The sequence below is a fragment of the Shewanella sp. 5S214 genome, assembly GCF_041439795.1.
GTDB lineage: Bacteria > Pseudomonadota > Gammaproteobacteria > Enterobacterales > Shewanellaceae > Shewanella > Shewanella vesiculosa.
In genome coordinates this window covers 34,066-52,639 of sequence record NZ_JBGOOV010000012.1, presented here as the reverse complement: position 1 = coordinate 52,639, position 18,574 = coordinate 34,066, and the positions used below count along the sequence as shown (strand labels likewise).

The 18,574-nt window shown below is 41.8% G+C and carries 18 protein-coding genes and 5 tRNA genes (1 of these 23 cut by a window edge); 6 read left to right on the top strand and 17 right to left on the bottom strand.

The window, feature by feature from the left end; all coding sequences use genetic code 11:
- Positions 1-538: 538 nt before the first annotated feature.
- Both ACED29_RS10050 and ACED29_RS10045 read right to left on the bottom strand, forming a co-directional pair.
- Positions 539-2,056, bottom strand: coding sequence for a carotenoid oxygenase family protein (locus tag ACED29_RS10050; protein ID WP_371697581.1), 1,518 nt, complete (start codon positions 2,054-2,056; stop codon positions 539-541).
- 18 nt (positions 2,057-2,074) lie between these two features.
- The gene (locus ACED29_RS10045) at positions 2,075-2,545 is read right to left on the bottom strand and encodes a DUF2141 domain-containing protein (RefSeq protein WP_182698678.1); all 471 of its coding nucleotides are present in this window, start codon (positions 2,543-2,545) and stop codon (positions 2,075-2,077) included.
- 188 nt (positions 2,546-2,733) lie between these two features.
- Between ACED29_RS10045 and ACED29_RS10040 the strand changes: the two genes are divergently transcribed.
- Positions 2,734-3,564: a LytTR family DNA-binding domain-containing protein gene (locus ACED29_RS10040; RefSeq protein ID WP_371697580.1), complete on the top strand. Its 831-nt coding sequence runs from the start codon at positions 2,734-2,736 to the stop codon at positions 3,562-3,564.
- 337 nt (positions 3,565-3,901) lie between these two features.
- On the opposite strand, the gene ACED29_RS10035 is transcribed toward ACED29_RS10040, so the two are convergent.
- Positions 3,902-4,387 carry a YajQ family cyclic di-GMP-binding protein gene (locus tag ACED29_RS10035; RefSeq protein ID WP_124017834.1) on the bottom strand — a complete coding sequence of 162 codons (486 nt, stop codon included), beginning with the start codon at positions 4,385-4,387 and terminating at the stop codon, positions 3,902-3,904.
- Positions 4,388-4,725: 338 nt separating this feature from the next.
- Between ACED29_RS10035 and ACED29_RS10030 the strand changes: the two genes are divergently transcribed.
- A complete protein-coding gene (locus ACED29_RS10030; RefSeq protein WP_124017833.1) occupies positions 4,726-5,082 on the top strand; it encodes a VanZ family protein in 357 nt (118 codons plus the stop codon).
- Positions 5,083-5,087: 5 nt separating this feature from the next.
- A complete protein-coding gene (locus tag ACED29_RS10025; RefSeq protein WP_371697579.1) occupies positions 5,088-6,086 on the top strand; it encodes a ketopantoate reductase family protein in 999 nt (332 codons plus the stop codon).
- Here ACED29_RS10025 and ACED29_RS10020 read toward each other — a convergent pair.
- The 8 genes from ACED29_RS10020 to hemA all read right to left on the bottom strand — a co-directional run bounded on the left by ACED29_RS10020 (position 6,064) and on the right by hemA (position 13,946).
- Positions 6,064-6,936, bottom strand: coding sequence for a multidrug transporter (locus ACED29_RS10020; protein WP_371697578.1), 873 nt, complete (start codon positions 6,934-6,936; stop codon positions 6,064-6,066). The genes ACED29_RS10025 and ACED29_RS10020 overlap by 23 nt on opposite strands.
- A gap of 162 nt (positions 6,937-7,098) precedes the next feature.
- Positions 7,099-7,950 carry a 3-deoxy-8-phosphooctulonate synthase gene (gene kdsA / locus ACED29_RS10015; RefSeq protein WP_371697577.1) on the bottom strand — a complete coding sequence of 284 codons (852 nt, stop codon included), beginning with the start codon at positions 7,948-7,950 and terminating at the stop codon, positions 7,099-7,101.
- 17 nt (positions 7,951-7,967) lie between these two features.
- Complete coding sequence (locus ACED29_RS10010) at positions 7,968-9,215, bottom strand: DUF819 domain-containing protein (protein ID WP_124017829.1); 1,248 nt, start codon at positions 9,213-9,215, stop codon at positions 7,968-7,970.
- Between the two features lie 195 nt (positions 9,216-9,410).
- Positions 9,411-10,199: a tetratricopeptide repeat protein gene (locus ACED29_RS10005; protein WP_124017828.1), complete on the bottom strand. Its 789-nt coding sequence runs from the start codon at positions 10,197-10,199 to the stop codon at positions 9,411-9,413.
- 9 nt (positions 10,200-10,208) lie between these two features.
- The gene (locus tag ACED29_RS10000) at positions 10,209-10,604 is read right to left on the bottom strand and encodes a SirB2 family protein (protein WP_124017827.1); all 396 of its coding nucleotides are present in this window, start codon (positions 10,602-10,604) and stop codon (positions 10,209-10,211) included.
- Positions 10,605-10,728: 124 nt separating this feature from the next.
- Positions 10,729-11,586: a peptide chain release factor N(5)-glutamine methyltransferase gene (gene prmC, locus ACED29_RS09995; protein ID WP_124017826.1), complete on the bottom strand. Its 858-nt coding sequence runs from the start codon at positions 11,584-11,586 to the stop codon at positions 10,729-10,731.
- A gap of 9 nt (positions 11,587-11,595) precedes the next feature.
- The gene (gene prfA, locus ACED29_RS09990; protein WP_124017825.1) at positions 11,596-12,681 is read right to left on the bottom strand and encodes a peptide chain release factor 1; all 1,086 of its coding nucleotides are present in this window, start codon (positions 12,679-12,681) and stop codon (positions 11,596-11,598) included.
- A 14-nt stretch (positions 12,682-12,695) separates the two neighbouring features.
- Positions 12,696-13,946: a glutamyl-tRNA reductase gene (hemA, locus tag ACED29_RS09985; RefSeq protein WP_124017824.1), complete on the bottom strand. Its 1,251-nt coding sequence runs from the start codon at positions 13,944-13,946 to the stop codon at positions 12,696-12,698.
- Between the two features lie 225 nt (positions 13,947-14,171).
- Between hemA and lolB the strand changes: the two genes are divergently transcribed.
- The 3 genes from lolB to ACED29_RS09970 all read left to right on the top strand — a co-directional run bounded on the left by lolB (position 14,172) and on the right by ACED29_RS09970 (position 16,752).
- Positions 14,172-14,795 carry a lipoprotein insertase outer membrane protein LolB gene (gene lolB, locus ACED29_RS09980; protein ID WP_371697616.1) on the top strand — a complete coding sequence of 208 codons (624 nt, stop codon included), beginning with the start codon at positions 14,172-14,174 and terminating at the stop codon, positions 14,793-14,795.
- 46 nt (positions 14,796-14,841) lie between these two features.
- The gene (ispE, locus tag ACED29_RS09975; protein WP_182722456.1) at positions 14,842-15,714 is read left to right on the top strand and encodes a 4-(cytidine 5'-diphospho)-2-C-methyl-D-erythritol kinase; all 873 of its coding nucleotides are present in this window, start codon (positions 14,842-14,844) and stop codon (positions 15,712-15,714) included.
- Positions 15,715-15,804: 90 nt separating this feature from the next.
- Complete coding sequence (locus ACED29_RS09970; protein WP_124017821.1) at positions 15,805-16,752, top strand: ribose-phosphate pyrophosphokinase; 948 nt, start codon at positions 15,805-15,807, stop codon at positions 16,750-16,752.
- A gap of 71 nt (positions 16,753-16,823) precedes the next feature.
- Here the strand turns inward: ACED29_RS09970 and ACED29_RS09965 are convergent, their stop codons facing one another.
- The 6 genes from ACED29_RS09965 to ACED29_RS09940 form a co-directional block, all read right to left on the bottom strand.
- The gene (locus ACED29_RS09965) at positions 16,824-17,855 is read right to left on the bottom strand and encodes a patatin family protein (protein WP_371697576.1); all 1,032 of its coding nucleotides are present in this window, start codon (positions 17,853-17,855) and stop codon (positions 16,824-16,826) included.
- Positions 17,856-18,033: 178 nt separating this feature from the next.
- Positions 18,034-18,108 (bottom strand) — tRNA-Gln (locus tag ACED29_RS09960).
- A 53-nt stretch (positions 18,109-18,161) separates the two neighbouring features.
- Positions 18,162-18,246: transfer RNA gene (locus tag ACED29_RS09955), tRNA-Leu, on the bottom strand.
- Positions 18,247-18,340: 94 nt separating this feature from the next.
- Positions 18,341-18,417: transfer RNA gene (locus ACED29_RS09950), tRNA-Met, on the bottom strand.
- A 5-nt stretch (positions 18,418-18,422) separates the two neighbouring features.
- Positions 18,423-18,497, bottom strand: a tRNA-Gln gene (locus tag ACED29_RS09945).
- A 23-nt stretch (positions 18,498-18,520) separates the two neighbouring features.
- A tRNA-Gln gene (locus ACED29_RS09940) sits at positions 18,521-18,574 on the bottom strand; it runs 121 nt beyond the window's last position.

The window sequence follows — 18,574 nt, the reverse complement described above, 5'->3', positions numbered from 1 at the left end:
AGTTGAGGTCATTCTGGTAGCGTTTCTGAGTCAGAATCTGCCTTTATCCTTTTGGGCTGTTAGGTGTTAGCAAACTTCAGTTGGATTTTGGTGACAAGGTTCTGCGCTGGCTAAAGAGAATGGCAAGTCTGATTAATCTCGCCTAATTAACATTGCTTAAGTACACCATGACGTGATTGAAACTAACCGCCTGGTGCAGGCCTAGTGCAGATGATTAAGCGAGACGCCAGCGGTAAATTTTTTACGGTAAGCATCCATGTGGGCGGCGCCAAAATGTCGCGGTTTGAGATGCTCGCCGATTCATCTACACGGGAAATTTCTCTCTTCAATTTAACGTCATGCTTGTCTGCCGCTAAGAGCTCAATAGAAAATCTAATCAAATCTAAGCAACGGACTTACTTTTGGACGAAATGTGTTGTCGTTAACGCCGCAGCTCCTTTAGCTCACCGCTGTGATATTCAAAATGAATAAGCCACTAGGTTGTGGATGGACCACGACGGCATAGCGTTATCGAAGCGTTTAGTGATGTTGAAGGTATTCAACTCGGCATAAAATTACCATGAAATCCTAGGGGCAGATGGTATGGTAGCCATGCTCTTGCAATGGGACCTGAAGATAAATCATTCACTGCAAAGATATTCAAACAAGTACGCTTTGTCGGTACATGTAGCGCGGTACCGATTAAGTAGCCGGTATTTTCGATAGCTTTTGGGCAAACACTAATGTGCTCTTCAACCAAGTAATCTTCCCCAAAATGGTAATGCTGTTCTGCGCCAGTGTCGGTGTTGAGAGATGATAATGTATCACTCCATAGGCTATTGGTTTTAGCTGACAGATGATATAAATAGTGGTTTTTTAAACCGACCACATGATCACACACGCGTGGGAACTCGCTCGTACCTGGCATTATTTGCATACTGTAATGGCCCTCTGTGTGCAGAGTAATCAGCGCTGTTTTTGCTTTTGTACTGGCCTGTTCAATCTTGCCTTGCATAACATTAGACAGCTTATGCAATACATTCACGTCGGGATACAAGCTCGCATCAAAATGAATAGTGCCATTTATTTCTTCCCATGCATTTCCATAATGAAATACAAACCCCGCTGGAAGTTCGTAGTGCTTGATAACAGTTAATGACTGCTTACTAATCACTAACACCCTCATTGGAATGTCAGTATTGTATTTAATTTGTTCAAAATGTCCTTCAATAGATTTATCAGTAAACAGTGATGGCAGAATGATCAGCAGGTGCTTGTCTGTGATGAGGAAATCATGCAGCATTGCGCCACGATATTGAGTGTTAATTACCCCTGCATTTTTGACGTTACCGTTCGCGGCCAAATGGTAGAGCACAATATTACCTGATGGATGCAAACCAAAATTCCAAATATCACCACTAGGATCCACTTTTGGATGAGCAGAAAAAGGCAGCCCTTGTAAAGTGTTGGCGTATTTTGACTCTGCTCCTAAATGAACTTGCTGTTGAAATTGCATTGAATCACGATCTATTTTTGTCGGAGACCCCGCCTCCCAAAGCGCCCAAAGATCATCACCAACAGCAATGATATTGGTATTGGCGGTATTGACTGTGTCAGGAGTCACCACCGGTAGCGCATGGGCAATTTTGGTCTCAGGGCCAGAATAAACAAATTGCTGGGCTTGTTGCTCTTGGCTAAATTTTGGTGTGTTAATAAACTGGCCGCGATGGACGATATTCTGATTTTTTATTTCAAAACGTTGCAACATGCCATCACCTTCAAAGGCATGTTGATATCGGATGGCCCCACGTTCATGTTTTGCTGGGCCATTGCGATAAAATACCCCATGTAAATCTGCTGGAATACGCCCTTCAAGTGAAAGTGTTTGTGGCTCAAAGTTACGTTCTACATTGGCAAAACCAATCAATTCAGGATGAACAGCTAAGGCATCATTAAATAACTGTTTAACATTGACCATAGCCGGAGCTATGGGTGCGGTAAGTAAGGTTGCAGATGCGGGCAATACACTTGATGCACCGACTATAGCCATGCTTTTTAAAAACTGTCTACGTTGCATAATTAGCACCTCCCTATGTTAGTAGATAATGTGGGTTTGATTAATCACGGGATCTTGCTGTTCGGTTACGGTAAATGCCGCATCTTGATAACCAACTGGACCATAATTAGGTTTGGCGTTGTTTGAAAATCCATAACCTTCTGATGGCATTCCAAATAGGTTGGTGTCTAATGTGCCGTTATTATTTTCGTCTTGAAAGAAGCGAATAGCATATTGACCGACAGGAATATTAGTAAAAATGACCTTATTGATACCTTGCTTAGCTTGAAGATAAGTAGCACTAAATGCCTCTCCTTTTGAATAGCTGTCTTGACTATTAAACAGCTGTGCGTAAATCTTACTGGGTTGAGCGTTAACGCCCTCTATTTCAAAAGAGATATCTGCTGCAAAAACCGATGAAGTAAATAATGAACTGCAGAGTATTGAGGTCAGTATGACTTGGGTTAATTTATTGCTGTTAACATTTATTTTCTGGCTGTTGATGCTCATTTTTATATCCTTAGCAAATGGTGTCATTGTGCAGGCACGTTGACTTGTTAAATTGGAATATGCTGGTGAAGTATCACCGTTGCGTCTTGTTAAATAGACGATAGAATGGGCATTAGAAAAGCAACAGCCGCTTTACGTAAAATGGGTTAAAAACTTCGTAAGATGTCACTAAAAAGGAATGTGTACCATTGGCGATTCGTGAAATATCTACTAAAAATCAATCGGTAAACTTTACTTTTAATAAAAGTAAATTACTGCGAGAACTACTTGTTGTAATATCTATAGGACTTTTTATTGGTTTTTTAGCACCGTTTGGCATGCATGAGCTGCCGGTCTTTATGTCGATTAGCTATTGGGTTTTTACGTGTGTTTGTGGTTATTTTATTTATTCACCGTTAATCAATCTAGGGCATAAATATTTATCTGAGAAGTTCAGTGCTCCTTGGCTACGTGTTGCAATATCATCTTTAATAGCAAGTATATTAATGAGCTTAGTTGTGCCATTAATCACCATGATATTTTTTAATTCCCCTATTAATCTCATCAATGACTTTCTTCATTTCCTGCCTAAGACATTAGTGATTGGCGGTGTTATTACCTTTTTTAGTGTGTGGCAGAATCATGTTAAACAACAGCAACAGCTGTTGGAATTATCAACAAAAGTGATTAAAGAGCATGCCTCAACGACTGATACCAAGAGTATTCAAATTGAGCAATTTATGTCGTTATTACCCATCAACAAACGCGGCCAGTTGTTGTGTTTAGAAATGGACGATCACTATTTGAAAGTGCATACCGATAAAGGTAGTCACATGCTATTGATGCGTCTGAAAGATGCTTTACTACAGCTTGAGGGGTTTCCTGGCTTACAAACTCATAGGTCATGGTGGGTGGCAAGTGATGCGGTCGTATCAGTAAATAAACAAAATAGGAAAATGACATTGTTGCTAAGCAATCACCTTGAGGTCCCCGTTTCAAGGACGTTTGTTGATGCGGTTAAAGCAGCAAATATTATTTAGGTATATTGTTCAGAGAAAAACAGCATGCTGTCGCCTAACAATGCTGGTTTCATGTCGATACATCTCAGAACGAGTATATGATTAGTCATCCATGAGGATTGTTGCAATGGATGTCTACCCTCTTGGCGTTTTAAAACAATTTTTCAATATTGGTCATTGGAAGAAATAGATTACCGTCACCATTTTTACAGCCATTGTTGCGGGAAAAATGCCATGACGAACGACAGCCTCGGTCATATTCCTAACAAACTAAAAAAATAATTCGCTTAATTTAATAAAAAAGCCGATAGGATTACCCGTATCGGCTTTTTTTTGTTCAGAATGGCTCTCTTCAGGATTAATCTCTGAAGTTATTGAACTGGAATGGTTGGCCAAGATCAGACTCTTTCGCTAGGCGCATAACAGCTTGTAAGTCATCACGTTTTTTACCAGTGATACGAACTGAATCACCTTGGATAGCAGCTTGTACTTTAAGCTTGCTGTCTTTGATAGCTTTGACTAGCTTTTTAGCAATCAGTGAGTCGATACCTTGTTTAAAATTTACTTTTAAGCTGAAGGTTTTTCCGCTATGAACCGCTTTCTCATCAACTTCCATTGATGATGGATCGACGTTACGTTTACTCAGCTGAATGCGCAAAATGTCGACTAATTGCTTACAAATAAAATCATCTTCTGATTTTAAGGTAACCACATTGTCTTTCAAATCAATGTCAATTTCTTTACCACGTAAGTCAAATCGGCCAGCAACGTCACGGCGGGAATTTTCTACCGCATTGCGTAATTCTTCTTCGTCAACTTCTGACACAATATCCATAGATGGCATCTTGCTTTCCTCTTTGGTTCATCACATATATATTTTGCTATTTTACACTAGGAGTCATTATCGGGATAGTGGAGTGCGACCACAGATGTCATCACGAGGTTATTAATGACTAACTGGTGATTGATTAACAAAAAATCATCAAGCAGCTATTTTTATTGATAATATCACTATAGGGCTTATTTAGACTGAGTTTAACGATGATTAACTTACGATTATCAGCAGTATAAATGGCTCGACTATAACAATTATGACTTTCCAGAGAGGTTAATGAGTGACAATTTTCAGTAGGTTTCTTATTATTAGCCATCTTCTCGCTTCACTAGGCCAATATTACGCTCGTGATCACTTATAAAAATATTTTCAAGCTTGCCTTAGTTGTCGCCATCATTGTGACAAGCTATCTTGTTTTTTCAAAACCAAGTTATCCGCAGACTTTTGCTCATATGGACAAAGTAGGCCATTTAGGTAGCTTTTTCGCGCTTGCTTACCTAGCTCATTACGCTTTTAAACCACGCTGGTATTTTTTGTGTAGCGCTTTGGCGACCTATGCCGTGTTGATTGAGCTGATCCAATCACGTCTTCCCTATCGTAGCGCATCAGCTGCCGATGTTATCGCTGATCTTACGGGTATTGCCCTGTTTTATTTAGTGCATTTTTCGATGATTAAATACCGTAAATTAAAAGCGAATCGCTAAAAAATATGGTAAAAACATCACTATTGCCACCATCATCCACGCACGATAGTCATCGACTGATTGCCATATTAGGCGCGGGTGCAATTGGGCAATTGATGTATCACAAACTGACTGTCTGCTCGTCAACGCCAGAAGTAGACGATGTGATGTTTATTGGCCGAGATAAACAAACTCGGCAACAAAAACTGGATTTTATTGACGATAAGCAGCAATGCCATAAAGCATTAGCGACCATATTGGGCACCGAAGATAACCGCTTAGCCCAGGTTGAATTACTGCTTGTGTGTGTCAAAGCCTATCAAGTTGAACTAGCACTTATCCCCTTGTTAACCAAACTGTCTCCTCAATGCCATATTGTATTACTTCACAATGGTTTAGGCCCCCACTTTTCGGTGGCTGCTGTATTGGCAAAGCATCAAGGATTGACCTTAGGCACAACATCGCAGGCGGCATTGAAACAAAATCAGTGGCAAGTAAAACACAGCGGCTTTGGCGTAACCCAACTGGGGCATTTTAGCGGCCCTCTTATGCCGACAGCATTAAAGATGCGCCTAAATAATCTGCACAGTGACCATCAACCCATTGAATGGCATCAGCCTGTTTTACCCGTGTTATGGCAAAAGCTGGCGATTAATGCAGTCATAAACCCATTAACTGCATTAAATCAGTGTGCTAATGGTCATTTAGCCGCGACTCAATACCAAGCACAGATTGCGGCAATTATTGATGAATTAGTCCAAGTGGCTCAATGTGATGGCATCAACTTAGATAAAGCAGCACTGAGTGCGCGGGTATACCAAGTGATTGCGTTAACCTCAGCTAACTTTTCATCTATGTATCAAGATGTCGCTCACGGTAGACCCACTGAAATTCATGAGATTAATGGCTATATTTGCCAGCAAGCTAAGGTGCATCAGCTTGATGTTCCCCAAAATCAAGCTCTCCTCGAGAGAGTTTTACGACTCAGTAAGCCTAATAATATTAACTCCACATCACTAAAATAGCCGCAATAGCGATTAGCATTAATCCGGCAACATCATTAATTTTCACTTTCTGTTTCAGCCAAAAGGTCGCAATAATCAGGGTGAAAAACACCTCAACCTGACCTAAGGTTTTCACATACGGTACAGCCTGCAACGACATTGCGCTAAACCAGCCAATCGAACCAATACAACTGGAAACGCTAATGGCTAAGGTTAATTTAGGTCGTTGCCACAAGGCTGCTAAAGTCGATTTATCTTTTGCCAGTAAATAACCAATTAGCACTATGGTTTGTAACCCAATAACCCACAGCAATACCCAGGCTGCACGATGCGTAAATGGCCCTTGTAGGGTTAAACTGGCTTCTCTTACCCATAAGGATGTCAACGCAAAAGCACTGCCGCATGCAAGCCCTAATAATACCGTTTTCAGTGATAACTGTTTAAAACCCTGCTTGCTACTGAGCAACATGACTGCCAAACCGCCGATGACAACGCCTATCCAGCCTAGTATTGATAATTGAGTACCAAAAAAGATAACCCCAAGGATAGCGGCTACTAAGGCTTCGCTTTTGGCTAGCCCAGCACCTATGGCATAGTTCTGCATTTTAAACAGCTTCACCATAAGCCCTGTGGCTAAAATTTGCATTGATGAAGCACCAATAACAAAGCCCCAGAAGCTGGCGTTAAAAGTGGGTATTGCAGTAGGGGAATATTGATGCAAACTAAATAGATAGACAGCTGCGATGGGACCAGCCCAAATAAAGCGCGCCAAGGTTACGCCTGCCACACTGACGTCTTTACTCAGCTTGCTTTGAAATGCATTGCGCCACGCCTGCATGAATGCGGCGAGAAAGGTAAACATGATCCACATATTGGTTACTGCTCTAAAAAAGCCCTGAAACTTGGTAAAAAGTCAGGGCTTATACAAGGGCAATTAGATTACTGTTTACGACGATTAAAAGACACTTATAAAGTGCTAAAGTGATTAATAATCAACTTATCGAGTTATTAGTCATCCAATGCTATTAATAATTTACTTGCTGGTATCAATGAACTCGAATGATTTTACTAAGTCATCAACCGCTTTCATCTGGGTTAGGTATTTCTTTAATAAATGCAATGGGAGTGCACATGGGCCATCACATTTTGCATTATCAGGATCAGGATGTGCTTCGATAAATAAGCCTGCTAACCCTAATGCCATACCGCTGCGCGCAAGTTCAGTTGCTTGTGCACGACGTCCACCAGCAGAGTCTGCACGTCCGCCTGGGCGTTGCAGTGCGTGGGTAGCATCAAAGATCACTGGATAACCCGTTTGCTTCATTTCATCCATGCCCAGCATGTCGACAACCAAGTTGTTATAACCAAAGCTACTGCCACGTTCACATAAAATAATATTGTCATTACCCGCTTCATTAAACTTAGTAATGATATGACGCATTTCATGCGGCGCTAAAAACTGCGGTTTTTTAACGTTAATAACGGCACCGGTTTTCGCCATCGCCACAACCAGGTCAGTTTGACGCGCAAGAAAAGCCGGTAACTGAATAATATCAACAACGTCGGCGACTGGTGCACACTGATAGATTTCGTGTACATCGGTGATAATTGGCACATTGAAGGTTGATTTTATTTCTTCAAAAATACGAAGACCTTCTTCCATACCTGGACCACGGTATGAGTTAACCGATGAACGATTAGCTTTATCAAACGAAGCTTTAAACACGTATGGAATACCAAGCTTTTGGGTCACTTCCACATAATGTTCTGCAATCGACATGGCTAAATCACGTGACTCGAGTACATTCATGCCCCCAAATAACACAAACGGTTTATCGTTGGCGACTTCAACATGGTTAGTTAACTGAATAATTTTTTGATCCATTTGATCCTCTTAGCGCATTACGCTGCAACAATTTGTAATAACTGACCACATAGCCAAGCCATGTAAGTACCTAATGCATAACCGAATACTGCCAGCAACACCCCTACAGGTGCTAAGGCTGGGTGAAATGCTGCTGCCACTACGGGAGCTGATGCCGCTCCACCAACGTTGGCTTGGCTACCCACTGCCATATAAAATAATGGGGCTTTAATGAGTTTAGCCACTAATAACATTAACCCTGCGTGCACTAACATCCACACTATACCTACTAAGAAATAAATCGGCGTATCCATTATTTTAGACACATCCATATGCAAACCTATGGTCGCAACCAGAATGTATAAAAATGCCGAAGCTATTTTAGAGGCACCAGACGCTTCAAGATGACGCACTGGAGTAAATGAAAGTCCTAAACCAACGGTAGTCACAATAACCACTAGCCAGAAGAATTTAGAGGTTAAACTATAATCTTCGGTCCATGGATAATGAGCTTCGAAAAACGGTCCCAAGAAATCAGCTGCAAAATGGGCAAAACCAGTGACACCAAAACCAACTGCCACAATCAACATAATATCGCGCAGCGAAGGAATGCGCGAATTTTCGGCGTGATACTTTTCGACTTTCTGTTTCAGCGCTTCAATGGCTGTGGTGTCAGCGCCAGTTCTGGCATCAATCTCTTTGGCTTTTGACGCCATAAAGAGCAACACGGCCATCCAGATATTGGCAACGATGACATCAACCGTCACCATAACGGAGAATATCTCGCCACCAACCTCATAAATTTCTTTCATTGCAGCTTGGTTAGCACCACCACCAATCCAGCTACCCGCTAAGGTTGTCATGCCGCGCCAAACTGCATCAGGACCATTGCCACCTAAAAGTGATGGATCGATGATCGACACTGTCATTAATGCAATCGGCCCACCAATAACAATCCCAAGCGTACCGGTTAAAAACATAATAACCGCTTTAGGGCCCAAACTAAGAATAGCTTTTAAATCAACACTTAAAATCAATAATACCAAACATGCAGGCAGTAAATACCGTGATGCAACAAAATACAATTGTGATGAATGGCCATCAATCACACCAAAGGTATTTAATAATGAAGGTAAGAAATAACACAGTAGTAAAGCTGGAATGTACTTATAAAACTTTTGCCAAAAAGGATGAGTGGACGAGCTTGTGTAAAAAACAAAACCTAAAATAACGGCGAGTATACCCAGGGCGGTGGCATCATTGCTCACCATTGCTGACGTTGACATGTAGAGTTCTCCCTTACAAATACATTATATTTTTAGTTGTTATTGTTATTGTTATTGTTGTTATTTTTGCTGTTATGAAAATCGATGATGATAACTTCTCTGCTGCGCGCTGGTAATCAACTTGCAAGAAGTTCACTGCGAATAAAGCAGCTTTGAGTTAACTCAAAGCTGCCTAGGTTGCAGGTTATCAAATCATTAATGATAAACCTGCATATGTTGACTGAGTTCCTTTAATTGAATCTTAACCAGTTCAATCACAGGATCATGCGGACTCAAATCGATGAAGTGTTGTAAATCCGACATGGCCACTTTAATGCAACCTAACTGTTGGGCAATAAAAGCACGTTCACGATTAAGATGCACATCGTCTGGATGCCATTGTAATAATAAATTACAACATTCCATTGCCTGTTCAAATTTATGACTGACGATACAACCCGCTTTTAGCTCATGTAACATACGGCTAATTAACCGTTTGAGCGTAGCCGTTTTAAGGTGGCTTGGTTTTAATTTAGCCGCATTACCCAGTTCACCACGTACTAACGCATGTAATTGATGACGGCTAAGTTCTTTACCGGTTAGCGGATCATGGTATTTAACCACATCATTCACTTGGCTTTTTAATACCGTATTACCGGGTAATAAAACCGCCTCGAGTGTTAAGTCGAGTTGTTTAGCCAATAAAATTAACAATATTGATAGTGTAGTGCTATTGCCTTGACGCTTTAACACGCAATAGCTTAAATCTGCAGCCTCGACGCTAAAATAGTCGTCTCGAACACAAAAACCTAAATCATTGTAAAACCACTTAAACAGACCTTCAAGGCGCGCTTGTTGGTCAATAACATAGTGACTCAATACTGAACCGGCCATTTCATACCACGCCCACATAGCAGGTTTAGATGTTGAAAAGCCAAGATGTTCAGAGAGCTCAAATGCAGTTTCAGGTATCGAAACTGCATCATCAAGAAGATATTTTGCCATTAAAACCAATTAACCCATGAAGACGACTTGTTTGAAATAAGCCAGTTTGGCCGCTAACACTACCCAACCGATTGCGCCGATAAAAGCAAAAAACTTAAACAGCTTATTACGGTTAGATTTAAGTGCCATCACACCTAAAGCAATATAGGCCGCAACACAGATTATTTTTTCTGTCATCCATGGATCGACAAAAGGATATTGTTTGATCATAAAGCACAAAGTGAAGCCTGATAGTAATAAAAACGTATCAATGACATGTGGTGCTACTTTAACAAACTTTTTTTCCATGATGGGAGACTTGCGTAAATGTAAAACAAAACGCACGATAAAAAAGATCACACTCATGGCAATAAACATCATGTGAGTATGCTTTACCGCTGGATATAAACTATAAAATGTTTCCATTAATTAAGTCTCATTAAAAAAAGGTAAAAATAAAAGGCGCCTAGTTTACTCGATCAACCAGCCGCATACTAATATTTGGATTATTGCTATTTACTTAGCGAGATATATACCTGTAGATACTGAATTACTCATCCATCCATTGCCCAAGCGTGCAGCGGTCATTACTGCCAAAGTCTCGAACGGTAGCCACATTGTGGTAGCCAAGTTCAATCAATTTCTCACGAACTTTAATCGCCTGTTCATAGCCATGTTCAAGCAATAAATAACCACCAGTAAGTAAATGAGCACGCGCTTGCTCAGCAATATAATACAAATCGGCATAGCCTTCATTGCCAGCGGTGAGTGCACTTTGCGGTTCAAAGCGAACATCGCCTAAATGAAGATGTTCATCGGCTTCATCAATATAGGGAGGATTAGACACGATCAAATCAAAATCGCGCTGTTTAACGGCTGAAAACCAATCAGACTGGATAATTTCAACGTCTGGTAAGTTAAGATTACCGCGATTAGCTTTAGCAAGCTCGACAGCCTCTGGAACATTATCAATGGCAGTAATCCGCCATTTAGGTCGTTCAGATGCTAACGCCAATGCAATAGCACCGGTTCCTGTGCCTAAATCTAATACTCTGGCATTGTGACGCACAGATAAGTTCAGTGCGGTTTCAACTAAAATTTCAGTATCAGGCCGGGGAATAAGCGTTGAGTCATTAACAATAAAAGGTAATGACCAAAACTCTCGTTCACCAATAATATGCGCTACCGGAGTGCCATTTTGACGTTTAGCGATCATCTGGCTATAAGCTTTAAATTGCTCACTCGTCAGTTGTCGCTCAGGCCAAGTATATAAAAAACTGCGATTTTTATTCAAGCAATGCAATAGCAATGCCTCTGCATCTACATGAGCAGATTCAGAGGTTGCGGCTAGTTGTGAATAAGCCCATTGAAGGGCTTCAGCAATTGTTGAATACGAAGACTGCGTCAAGAGAACTCCTTAGTCGTCAGCTAACGCGGCAAGCATATCGGCTTGATGTTCTAGCATAATGGGTTCAAGCAAGACATTTAAGTCGCCTTCCATGACTTCATTCAAGCGATATAGTGTTAAGTTGATACGATGATCACTTACGCGACCTTGTGGGTAGTTATACGTTCTAATACGTTCAGAACGATCGCCACTGGCCACTAAACTACGACGGGTAGTTTCTTCTGCACTACGTCTTTTTTCATCTTCAACAGCTTGAATACGCGCAGCCAAAACACTCATCGCTTGGGCACGGTTTTTATGCTGTGAACGTTGATCCTGACACTCAACAATAATGCCAGATGGAATATGGGTAATACGAATCGCTGAATCAGTTTTGTTAACGTGCTGTCCACCGGCACCAGAGGCGCGGAATGTATCAACTTTTAAGTCTGCTGCATTAATCGAAATCGCTTCAGCTTCAGGTACTTCGTGCAATACCACGACTGTACATGCTGAAGTATGAACCCGGCCCTGAGATTCGGTTTCTGGTACACGTTGAACACGATGTCCACCAGACTCAAACTTTAATTTACCGTAAGCACCATCACCACTGATTTTAACAATGATTTCTTTAAAGCCGCCATGCTCGCCTTCGTTGACGTTCATGACTTCTATCTGCCAACGGTTCGCTTCGCAATAACGCGAATACATACGGTATAAGTCACCCGCAAAAATAGCGGCTTCATCGCCACCGGCACCCGCACGAATTTCAAGAAACGCGTTAGTGTCATCATTAGGATCGGTAGGCAAGAGTAAAACTTGTAATTCATCTTCAAGTTTTTCTAACACTTGCTTAGATTGCTTGTACTCATCTTGCGCCATTTCGCGCATTTCAGCATCGTCTTCTTCAAGCATCTCTTTAGCGTAGTCGAAATCTTTTTGAGCTTGTTGAAACGCCTTGAAGCTACTGACTACATTTTCAAGTTGAGAATATTCTTTTGATAATCCACGAAAACGGTCTTGATCCGAAATCACGGTAGCATCACTTAATAATGCTAATACTTCTTCATTACGCTCGAGCAAGCCTTCAAGCTTGCGGATAACGGATTCTTTCATTTAGCTCGCTAACCTTAGTTTTTATCTAAACCAAGCGCAGTTCTTAATTGGCCTAACGTATTCAAATCGCCTTGACGGCTTGCTGAAGTAAGCGCTTGTGTCGGTGCATGTATCAAACGATTAGTTAGCCTATTGGCTAACTCTAGTATCACTTGCTCACTGTCACTGCCATGAGATATTTTATTCAAGGCGCGCTCAACTAATTCATCTTTAATCGCCAAGCTCTGGCTGCGATATTCGCGAATACTGTCGACTGACTCTAAAGACCTAATCCACTCCATAAATAAGTGTGATTGGTCTTCAGTAATTAATTCTGCTTGCTCGGCGGCTTCTTTACGTGAAGCCATGTTCTGTTCAATTATGCTATGCAGATCGTCTACAGTATAAAGGAATGCGTCGTCTAACTCACCGACTTCTGCTTCAATATCTCTTGGAACTGCAATATCCACCAACAACATAGGTTGATGACGACGCTGTTTTAGCGCTTTTTCGACCATACCTTTACCTAAAATGGGCAAAGGACTGGCGGTAGAGGATATCACGATATCGGCTTTAGCGAGAAAATCTGGTATTTGTTCTAGGGTAATGGCGGTAGCGTTAAACTCTTCACACATGGCTTGGGCACGTTCGATAGTGCGATTTGCCACCACCATAGAGGCAACACCATTATCTTTAAGGTGTTTGGCCACCAGCTCAATCGTTTCTCCTGCACCAATGAGTAACACCTTAGTGGTGCTCAATGATGAGAAAATATGTTTCGCCATGCTGACGGCGGCAAAGGCGACAGAAACTGCCGCGGCACCGATTTCGGTTTCAGTGCGCACTTTTTTGGCCACAGAGAAGGTGTTTTGAAACAAGCGATCAATGGTCAATGCAATCGTGCCAGCTTCTTTGGCTTTAACAAACGCTTGCTTTACCTGTCCCAAAATTTGTGGTTCACCCAGTACCAGTGAATCCAGACCCGATGCTACCCGCATTAAATGTTTTACGGCAACTTGCTCTTCATAGGCATAGAGACACGGCATTAAGTCGCTGTGCTCAATACTATGGTAATCCTCCAACCATTCAATAATGTCTTCCTTTTCAGCATTATTGCAATATAGCTCAGTACGGTTACAGGTCGACACAATAACAGCCTCGCCCGTACGGGTGCGACTAGCCAAGCTTTTCATGGCGTCATGAATGCGGTCTGGAGAGAAAGCGACTTTTTCACGCAAATCTACCGTGGCGGTTTTATGGTTTATCCCGATTATTACTAGGCTCATTTGATGGTATCAAGTTCTTTTCGGTGACGTTAATTAGGCTATTCTACTGAATTGAACCGACTAAAAACACAATTGGCTTAACAAAACCGAATAAATGTCTAAATATTTATTTATGGTTCACATAAACATTATGCAAACCCTTACATTAATATCACATTAATTTTGCTAAAAGCATTTTTACATAATGACTTAAGCCCAGTATCATAAGAAAATCTTAAGCAACTGATAGGCAATCCATTGCGATTATCTGCATCTTTCTTTTATACCGCTATTATCACCGCGTTGCTTTTGTTAACCGGTTGTAGTGTGACTCCATCTGAAGATTTTACGCCTATCAATGTGACCAATGCAGCTCAAGCCAATGCATGGGAGCTGCAGGGTAAAATTGCCGTTAAAACAGCGGAAGATAAATTCAGTACTAATCTGTACTGGCTACACCAACCCGCTGCCAATGACTTGCGTTTAACCACAGTATTAGGCACGACAGTATTAACCCTCAAGACAAATCAAGGCATGGCGACGCTTGAAGTAGACGGCAAAACCTATCGCGACAGTAACGCCCAAGATTTACTGACAGGGATTAGCGGCTGGTCAATCCCGCTTGATAGCCTTCCTTTATGGATCACCGGCCAAATTGGCAGCAATGATAAAATTGTCAGCTATAATCCTGATGGCACAATTAAACAAGTCATCAGTTACGATCCTCAGGCAAACTGGTCGGTGAGTTTTATCAGTTGGCAACAACAAAGCGGCGCGCTTGTGCCTAAGTTGTTGAAGATTGAGCGAGAAAATGTGCAAATAAAAATTCAAACTAATCAATGGACAGCTGTAGCAGCCAAAACCCAATAACAATAAATGTTAATTGCTGGCACATTAACAAGGTAGTTAAACAAACATGAAACCAACTCACTTACGTAAATCAGCCGTTTCAACAAGTTGGCCTGCGCCAGCAAAATTAAATTTATTTTTACACATTACCGGCCAGCGAGCTGATGGTTATCACCAATTACAGACCTTATTTCAATTTATTGACCATTGCGATTACCTCGATTTTCATATTACCAACACAGACGATTTAATTTTACACTCTGCTATCTCCGATTCTGTCGCTGACAGCGATAACTTAATTCTTAAAGCCGCAAAGTCACTCAAGCGTTATACCCAATATGAAGGCGGTGCGCATATTTGGTTAGACAAATTACTCCCTATGGGTGGTGGTTTAGGCGGTGGTTCATCGGATGCAGCAACCACATTAGTGGCACTAAATGCCTTGTGGAAAACCAATGTGTCACCCAGTAAACTGGCTGAAATAGGCTTAACACTCGGTGCGGATGTTCCTGTTTTTATTAATGGTTTATCAGCATTCGCCGAAGGTGTCGGTGAGCAATTGATCACAGTAGAACCCGCTGAACCATGGTACTTAGTTATTGTCCCTGATGTGCATGTGTCAACTAAGGATATTTTTCAGCATCCTGATCTACCACGCAACACACCTAAATTGGATATGAACAGCTTAATGACTCAGCAGTGGACCAATGATTGTCAGAAATTGGTCACAACTAAGCACCCTCAAGTTGCCAATGCCTTAAGCTGGCTGGTAGAATATGCGCCGTCGAGAATGACTGGAACAGGCGCATGCGTGTTCGGGGAATTTACACATTCGCAACAAGCACTTGACGCTTTAGCCGAATTGCCGGCTCATATGCGAGGGTTTGTTGCAAAAGGGATGAATAAGTCGCCATTAAAAATACGGCTTGAGCAGCTCTAATTACATAATATCTTCTGGGTCAGTTTTGAGTGACAACACGTAAAATTGATCTAGCCTTTAATCGTAAAGCAAACATCTGAGGTTCATAAAGTGCCCGACATCAAGCTCTTTGCTGGTAACGCTACCCCAAATCTAGCTGCTAAGATTGCCGATCGTTTATTTTGCAAACTTGGCGACGCAGTTGTAGGCCGTTTCAGCGACGGTGAAATCAGTGTTCAAATAAACGAGAATGTACGTGGTGCGGATGTGTTTATTATCCAATCTACTTGCGCACCAACTAACGATAACCTCATGGAGCTTATTGTAATGGTTGACGCGCTTCGCCGTGCATCAGCGGGTCGTATTACTGCCGTTATTCCGTACTTTGGATATGCTCGTCAAGACCGCCGTGTACGCAGTGCACGTGTGCCTATTACAGCGAAAGTGGTTGCAGATTTCTTGTCGAGCGTGGGTGTTGACCGCGTATTGACTTGTGACTTACACGCTGAGCAAATTCAAGGTTTCTTTGATGTCCCGGTTGATAACGTATTCGGTAGCCCAGTGCTACTTGAAGACATGCTCTCCCGGAAATTTGATAACCCTGTTGTTGTGTCTCCTGATATTGGCGGTGTTGTTCGCGCTCGTGCAGTAGCCAAACTATTGGATGATACTGATCTTGCCATTATCGATAAACGTCGCCCACAGGCGAACGTGGCTCAGGTAATGCACATTATTGGTGACGTTCAAGGCCGTGATTGCATCATTGTTGATGACATGATCGACACTGGTGGCACTTTATGCAAAGCTGCTGAAGCATTAAAAGAACATGGCGCTAATCGCGTGTTTGCTTATGCTACTCATCCTGTATTCTCAGGTAATGCAGCTGAGAATATTGCCAACTCTGTTATCGACGAAGTTATCGTAACTGATACTGTGCCATTAAGCCCTGAAATGCTCAAAGTGGCTAAAGTGACTCAGTTAACCATGTCTGCGGTACTTGCTGAAGCGATCCGTCGTGTAAGCAACGAAGAGTCTATCTCTGCAATGTTCCGCCACTAATCTACCCGATTAGGGTCATCAAAAACGCACTCGATTGAGTGCGTTTTTTTATTTGTGTGGAACTCGGTTCATTAAGCAGACAAAGCGTACTTAGGCATAAAAGATGATTGCTGACCTTGCATCATCGCTGGCGTAATATTGGCATGTTGTTGCTGCACTAGAAATGATTTCCCAGCCGCTAAGCCAGTATGATAATCATGCAGTAAATCTGTATCAGCACTGCCAAGCAGTTTACTTTGTAAACTGTTGTCGGCAAAAATTTGGATAATTTCAACATCAGCTGGCGGATTAGCAATAAACGCTAACTCTTGTTGATACGCTTGTTCATGTTGAACTAAGTAATCAATGGTTCTGGGGCAATAACCAGAGACACAAATCCATGATTTTAGCTTATGTACCCAAGCAGATTGCGCCTGAAAGTCTGCATTAACCGTTCGAATGACCACAATTTTACGCGCACCGCGCTGGTAAGCCTCACGAACAGGTAAAGGTGCCGCTAGCCCGCCATCAAGGTAAAAGTCTTCTTGAGGTTGCCCTATAAGCTCAGGTGTTTGATTCGCGGCATGGGTATTTAACCAAGGCGCGAGTTTCACACCTTGCTTGTATAGAAAAGGCAACGCACTCGATGCTTTTAACAACTCGCGCCAATGCTCACCATCGTTGCTAGGACTAAAAAAGTAACCTTGGCGATCTCGTGAATTAGTTGTAGTGATCAATAATTGCCGTTTGCCTAAATATTTTGCTGCAGAGGCGAAATCCAAAGTAAAACTGCCTCGAGTAGTTTTATCAAAATACCAATCGAGATCGACTACGTTTTTACCAACTAAACCTCGGCTTAATTGGTAAAAACGTTTATGACGTGATAATCCTCGAATTAATCGTTTTGCATAGCCTTTTTGGCGCGATAAAAAACTGGTTAAATTTTGCGAACCGGCAGAGGTGCCAATAAACAGATCAAATGGATCAAATTCGGCTTCTAACCAAGCATCTAACACCCCAGCAGTAAAAATCCCACGCTGACCACCACCTTCGGCAATTAACGCCGTCATAGGCTGTGATATATGCTCAGAAAGCATTGGAGGATGAGTTGTTTGGGTGTTCATAGTAAACCTAAGGTTAGTGATTAACTGCATAAGGTAAGTCTAAAGAACTGAAGCGAAGATAGATAATGGATAGAATCAATTGAGTTAATAGAAAAAGGCTATCAATATCGTGCAATATTTAACGTTATAAAAACAAAAAAGCAAAAAGCCCGTCTATTAAGACGGGCTTTTCAGAATTTGGCTGGGGTACCAGGATTCGAACCTGGGGATGCCGAGATCAAAACCCGGTGCCTTACCGCTTGGCGATACCCCAATTAAAACAAATTATGGCAATACAGACTAAAAATCACTTTGAATAAAATTTGATGGTACGGGAAGAGAGACTTGAACTCTCACACCTCGCGGCACCAGAACCTAAATCTGGCGTGTCTACCAATTTCACCATTCCCGCATCAAATTTTAACTTAGAGTATACTCTTTTTATTTCAGAGTAAACTTTGGCTTTACTAGCTAACGTAAGTACAACTCACTCTACCTAGTAAATATGGTAGCAATGGCGGGACTTGAACCTGCGACCCCAGCATTATGAGTGCTGTGCTCTAACCAGCTGAGCTACATTGCCAAAGATGGCTGGGATACAAGGATTCGAACCTTGGAATGCTGAGATCAAAACCCAGTGCCTTACCGCTTGGCGATATCCCAATAATCTTGTCTAACTTTATAAATGGCTGGGATACAAGGATTCGAACCTTGGAATGCTGAGATCAAAACCCAGTGCC